The following is a 6,063-nucleotide window of genomic DNA, read 5'->3' as shown; positions in this document are numbered from 1 at the left end:
ATTCGCGTTAATGATGATGACCTGCTAAATCGCGAATCGCTGTTTGCCGAGGCTGAGCAAACGCTGGCTCGCGAGCTGTCGCAGCGGATCATAGAACGTCTTGCCAACGTTGAGGCCATGCAGTGAAAGTATTTGCCGACCAGCTACCCGCTGCTTTGGCAAAAAAACTGCCGCGCGTGGTCATTGTAGCGGGCGACGAGCCGCTACAGCATCGCGATGCCTGCGATGCGGTACGCATGATAGCGCGGCAATCTGGTATCGAAGAGCGCGAAGTACTGGACGTTGAAGCAAACTTTGCCTGGGGGCGCTTGATTGAAGTGGCCAGCAACCTATCGCTCTTTGCAACCAATAAGCTGCTGGAATTACGGGTAGGCAATCACAAGCTTGGGCAGGACGGTAGTAAAGCCCTGGCACAGTACGCCGAAACGCTGGATAACAGTGACGACGTACTACTCATCAGTATGGGGAAGCTAGACGCTAAGCAGCAAAAAAGCGCCTGGTTTAAAGCGTTAGATAAGCAGGGCTTGTTTGTACCGGTATGGCCCGTCGATGCCTCGCGGTTGGGTTATTGGCTGCGTGATCGCGCCTCGCGACACGGCTTACAAATAGGGCTGGATGCGGCGCGTCTATTGGGCGAACGTACTGAAGGCAATTTGCTCGCCGCTGATCAAGAGCTGCAAAAACTTGCCTTGATTCATCCGCAAGGCACGCGCTTGAATGTAGAAAGCATTGCTCAAGGCGTCGAAGACAGTACTCGGTTCGATGTATTTAATTTAGCTGACGCCTGTTTGAAAGGTGAGCCCAGCCGTGCGTCTCGCATTGTTAGTGGATTAAAGAGTGAAGGCGTCGAAGCCCCGATTGTGTTGTGGGCACTGAGTCGCGAGCTGCGAACGCTGCTATCGCTGCATCAACATCTGGATCAAGGGCAAAGCTTTGAGCACGCCTGCAAAACCCAAAAGCCGATGATCTTTGACAAGCGACGCCCTGCTTACCAAAAAGCTATTGCTCGCCTGCCAATGAAGCGCCTTCATAAACTGCTGCTTATGGCCCAGCGGCTAGATCTGGCCGTAAAAGGCGCCGCGGCAGTCCCCCTATGGCCTGGGCTGCATGATTTAGCCATGACCATTGCCGGTGGGCGTGGGCTGCTTGCAGAAACAGCCTGGACCTATCGCGTTAATGCGCATGGTTAATCAGCAGCGTAAATACGATAATGAACACTAGCCACGTTAGTGCAAATAATGAGTACTTTTGCTCTTGGGCTTAAAAATTTGGCAAATTATTTCTATACTTTTGATTCAAGCGACAAAAAAGCTTGTACTCCCCTTGACTAGTCTAAGGAACAAGACGATGAAAGCATTGCGTGCTTACCTCTCTACCCTACTGATTGCAGCGCTCGTTATTACCAGCTTGCCCGTTGCTGCAGCACCTGTTACGCCTCACTCAATGGATCTAGTCTCTACCCAATCTGTTTTAGCAGGTGATCGTGCTGGCGCTGATCGCGAGCGTATCAATGAAGTGTTAGCCCGCGCGGACGTGCAAGATCAGCTACTAAAGCAGGGTGTTGACCTAGACGAAGTAGATGCTCGTGTTGCGGCGCTTAGCGATTCTGAAGCACAGCAGATGGCTGATCAGCTAGAACTAATGCCTGCTGGTGCGGGTGGCGGCGTTATCGGCGTGCTGTTTGCGGTATTTATCATTCTGCTGATTACCGACATTCTCGGCCTGACAAACGTTTATCCGTTTACCCGTTGATAGGCAGCACATGACCAAAACGTTTTTTTACGCCCGCTTTGCGGGCGTTTTTATGATACTCCTGCTCCTCAGCGCCTGTGCCCGTAATCCGGTATTGCTACAAAGCAGTTATAGCAACCTGCCTGCGCACGCCGAAATAGACAGCGTGCCTTTTTACGCTCAAACGAAATTCCAATGTGGGCCTGCCACGCTTGCCATGGTGCTCAACTATCAAGACGTGGACGCAGAAGTTGATAAGCTCATTCCCCAGGTGTTCTTACCCGGGCGCGATGGAAGTGTACAACCTGAAATGCTGGCAACCGTTAGACGCTATGAGCAGTTGGCATATCCCGTTCGCGGCACGATGGATGCGTTACTCGGTCACTTAGCAGCAGGTGACCCGGTGGTGATAATGCAGAATTTATCTCTACCTATTTATCCTATGTGGCACTACGCCGTCGCGATTGGCTATGACCTGCCTAGCGAAACACTTATTTTGCGCAGCGGCGAGATTGAACGTCATACCATGTCGTTTAGCCGCTTTGACGCGACCTGGGCGCGCACCCAGCGCTGGGGGTTTGTCGTCGCAGAGCCAGGCTCCCTGCCTGCCGGCATTACCGCACGCAATGCGCTAGAAGCCATTAGTGCCTATGAAGAGACCCACGGGCCTCGGGCAGCACTTTCAAGCTGGCAAACGTTCGTGGAGCACCACCCTGCTAACGCAATAGGTCAGTTTGCGCTAGGCAACGCTCTTTACGCGGATCAGCAGCCCGACCAAGCGCTTCAGGCATTTGAGAAAGCAACCGACATTGACCCTGAGATGGGCGCGGCTTGGCTAAATAACGGCCTACTACTTCTTCAACAAGGATCTACTGATTTAGCTAGAAAAGCATTAACACAAGCAGCCTCATTAGAAGGAAGTTGGCAAGAAAAGGCCCAGCAGTTATTAGATAGTTACTAATATTGGGTAGTTGCTAGAATTGAGTAGTCGCTAAAACATGATCAAATCCTCGAGGCCGCCTTCTCAAAGGAAAAAGCAGCCTGACGGACGTAGACCAAAACTTAGAAAACCCGATTTAGGCCATTCTGAGCAGCCACTCGATAAGCTTCAGCCATCGTCGGATAGTTAAAAGTCGTGTTAACGAAGTACTTCAGGGTATTGGCTTCCCCCTTCTGCTGCATAATCGCTTGGCCGATATGCAAAATTTCAGAAGCCTGATCGCCAAAGCAGTGAATACCGAGTATTTCCAGGGTGTCTTGATGGAAAAGAATTTTAAGCATACCCACGATATCGCCGGTAATCTGTGCCCTGGCGGTATCTTTGAAGAAAGCCTTGCCAACTTCATAAGGCACTTTAGCTTCCGTCAATTCGCGCTCATTGGCCCCGAATGAGCTGATTTCAGGAATAGTATAAATGCCTGTCGGCACATCGCTGACAAACCGATATTCTTTATCGAGCAGCTCATTACACGAGTTCAAGCCTTGATCGTAAGCGGCGCTGGCAAGACTTGGCCAACCTATTACATCGCCCGCCGCATAGACATGCGAAACCTCGGTACGATAATGCTCATCAACACTTAGCTGCCCCCGGCCATTCGCACTCAAGCCAATGTTCTCCAGGCCCAAGCTGTCCGTATTACCAGTACGACCGTTCGCCCATAAGAAAGCATCAGCGCGCAGTTTTTTACCTGACTTTAAATGCACTACTACGCCCGACTCATCGCCTTCCACGCTGGCGTATTCTTCGTTATGGCGAATCAAGACACCGTGCTTACGCAGATGATAAGAAAGGGCGTCGCTTATCTCATCGTCCAAGAACGACAGCAGGCTGTCACGGTTATTAATGAGATCAACTTTGACGCCTAAGCCTGAAAATATCGACGCGTATTCACAGCCAATGACACCGGCCCCGAAAATGACTAGCGTACGCGGCGTGTGCGAGAGGCTTAAAATAGTATCAGAGCAATAAATGCGTGGATGACGGAAGTTAATATCCGCCGGACGATAAGGGCGTGAACCAGTGGCAATAACTATTTTCTTAGCGACTAGCTCTTCCACGCCTTCTTGACGATCATGTACCACTAAGGTGTGTTCGTCTTTAAAACGTGCAATGCCATGGAACAGGTCAATACGGTTACGCGCGTAAAACGTGGTGCGCATCTCCACCTGTTTGTCGATGGTCCCGCGTGAGCGCTCCATCACTTTAGGAAAAGAGAACCAGCGTGGCTCACCAATATCGCGAAACATTCGGTTTGTGTTGAACGCCATGATCTGTTTGACCTGATGGCGCAATGCTTTAGAAGGGATAGTTCCCCAGTGAGTACAATTCCCCCCCACCTGGGCCTGTTGCTCAACAATCGCTACGCGCTTGCCATGCTTTGCAGCATTGATGGCTGCGCTTTCTCCTGCAGGCCCCGTACCGATTACCACGACATCGTAATTATGAACCGCCATACTCTCTGCGTCTCCCGCTTCCCGTTATACTCGTCTCACGTGAAAAGCGCTGCTCGTTTAAACACACGCTTTTCGCCTAGCACATACCTAGCTATCGACGAGTTACATCGTAACCTAGATCAGCGCCGCGGCTTTCGTCGCTGCGGCGGCGTATACTGCTTTGCTTGCGGTTCTCTTCTTCACACACTTCATCTTTACCGCCGCAAATATCGCAACCTTCTTTTAATCCAAGCTGATTCAAGCCGCCGCATGTGCCCGCAATGGGCTTACGGCCCATAAGCACCCCCACTGCCATGGCGCACATGATTAGTGCCATAAAACCAAATGCCAGTAGCCAAATAGTCATTTTAATCTCCCAACATTGCTTATTTTCATAGTAACGCTTTGCTTGCACCTAAACGATAGCTTGCCAGTAGTCCTCTCTTGCAAGTAATTGTCGACAGCTTACCTGTCAAGAAGTGCCTTACAAGCTTATTTTGTACACTCATTATACATCAGCGGATCAGCGGTTATAAGCGCCCGCCTGGTGAGGATAATCCATAAACAAACGGGGCCAGCCAAAAGGCCAGCCCCGCTTATCACGTTTTAATCTACTACGGCCTATCGAGGCTGTCGACTTACAATCATGCAGATTGATTAGCCACCAAAGTCATCCAATAGGATATTTTCTGGCTCGACACCCATATCCAGCAGCAGCTTAATAACAGAGGCATTCATCATCGGCGGCCCACACATGTAGTACTCGCAATCTTCAGGCGCTGGATGATCCTTTAGATAGTTTTCGTACAGCACGTTATGGATGAAGCCTGTAGGGCCTTCCCAGTTATCTTCGTCTTGTGGGTCAGAAAGCGCCAAGTGCCACTCAAAGTTAGGGAACTCTTCGGCTAACTGATCGTACTCTTCGTTATAGAACGTTTCACGCCAAGAGCGCGCACCATACCAGAAGGTGATCTTGCGATCCGACTTCAAACGTTTCAGTTGGTCAAAGATATGGCTGCGCATTGGCGCCATACCTGCACCACCACCGATAAAGATCATTTCAGCATCAGTATCGCGGGCGAAGAACTCACCAAACGGCCCCATGACTGTCACTTTGTCGCCTTCTTTTAAGTTGAAGACGAACGTAGACATCAAGCCAGGCGCATGACTAGTACCGGGAGGCGGCGTGGCAATACGAATATTGAACTTAAGGATACCCTTTTCATCCGGGTAGTTCGCCATTGAGTAAGCGCGAATAACCTCCTCGTTGCTCTTGTGGGAAACTTTGAACATGTCAAATTTTTCCCAGTCACCGCGGTACTCTTCTTCAATATCAAAATCAGAAAACTTGATGTCGTAAGGCGGTGCAACTAACTGCACATAGCCACCTGCACGGAAGGCAACTTCCTCACCTTCAGGCAGTTTCAAGTTAAGTTCTTTGATAAAGGTGGCAACGTTGGGGTTAGCAATAACCTCACATTCCCATTTTTTAACACCAAAGACTTCTTCAGGCACTTCTACTTTCATGTCCTGCTTCACAGGTACCTGACAAGATAGGCGCCAGCCGTCTTTCTTCTCACGCATAGTGAAGTGCGATTCTTCGGTGGGCAAGATGGAGCCACCACCCTCTTCTACACGGCACTTGCACTGCGCGCAGGAACCGCCGCCACCGCAAGCTGAAGAGAGGAAAATACCGTTAGCAGCAAGCGTGTTCAGCAGCTTACCACCGGCTTGCGTACTCAACGTATGTTCAGGGTCACCATTGACCTCAATGGTCACGTCCCCGCTACTAACTAGCTTACTGCGCGCTGCCAGAATGATCGCCGTTAAGCTAATAACGATGACCGTGAACATGACAACACCGAGCAAGATGACTGTTGTATCAACCATGTCGGTTTC

General features: G+C 50.4%; 6 protein-coding genes. 3 read left to right on the top strand and 3 right to left on the bottom strand.

What is annotated here, in order from left to right:
- Window positions 1-122 precede the first annotated feature (122 nt).
- From holA to ACTH5D_RS16970, 3 genes are all read left to right on the top strand, one after another.
- Window positions 123-1,190: a DNA polymerase III subunit delta gene (gene holA, locus ACTH5D_RS16980; RefSeq protein ID WP_441673302.1), complete on the top strand. Its 1,068-nt coding sequence runs from the start codon at window positions 123-125 to the stop codon at window positions 1,188-1,190.
- Between the two features lie 157 nt (window positions 1,191-1,347).
- Window positions 1,348-1,752, top strand: coding sequence for a PA2779 family protein (locus ACTH5D_RS16975; protein ID WP_441673300.1), 405 nt, complete (start codon window positions 1,348-1,350; stop codon window positions 1,750-1,752).
- A gap of 10 nt (window positions 1,753-1,762) precedes the next feature.
- Entirely contained in the window at window positions 1,763-2,692 is a 930-nt protein-coding gene (locus ACTH5D_RS16970) for a PA2778 family cysteine peptidase (RefSeq protein ID WP_441673298.1), read from the top strand.
- Between the two features lie 101 nt (window positions 2,693-2,793).
- Here ACTH5D_RS16970 and sthA read toward each other — a convergent pair whose 3' ends face one another.
- From sthA to nqrF, 3 genes are all read right to left on the bottom strand, one after another.
- Window positions 2,794-4,185, bottom strand: a complete 1,392-nt coding sequence (gene sthA / locus ACTH5D_RS16965) for a Si-specific NAD(P)(+) transhydrogenase (RefSeq protein WP_441673296.1) — start codon at window positions 4,183-4,185, stop codon at window positions 2,794-2,796.
- Between the two features lie 91 nt (window positions 4,186-4,276).
- Entirely contained in the window at window positions 4,277-4,531 is a 255-nt protein-coding gene (gene nqrM / locus ACTH5D_RS16960; RefSeq protein ID WP_441673294.1) for a (Na+)-NQR maturation NqrM, read from the bottom strand.
- Between the two features lie 290 nt (window positions 4,532-4,821).
- Window positions 4,822-6,054, bottom strand: a complete 1,233-nt coding sequence (nqrF, locus tag ACTH5D_RS16955) for an NADH:ubiquinone reductase (Na(+)-transporting) subunit F (protein ID WP_441673304.1) — start codon at window positions 6,052-6,054, stop codon at window positions 4,822-4,824.
- Window positions 6,055-6,063 lie beyond the last annotated feature (9 nt).

It is taken from the genome of Halomonas sp. (assembly GCF_052095695.1).
Taxonomy (GTDB): Bacteria; Pseudomonadota; Gammaproteobacteria; order Pseudomonadales; family Halomonadaceae; genus Vreelandella.
The sequence above is the reverse complement of the archived record's forward strand: the minus strand, read 5'-3'. Positions and strand labels throughout refer to the sequence as shown.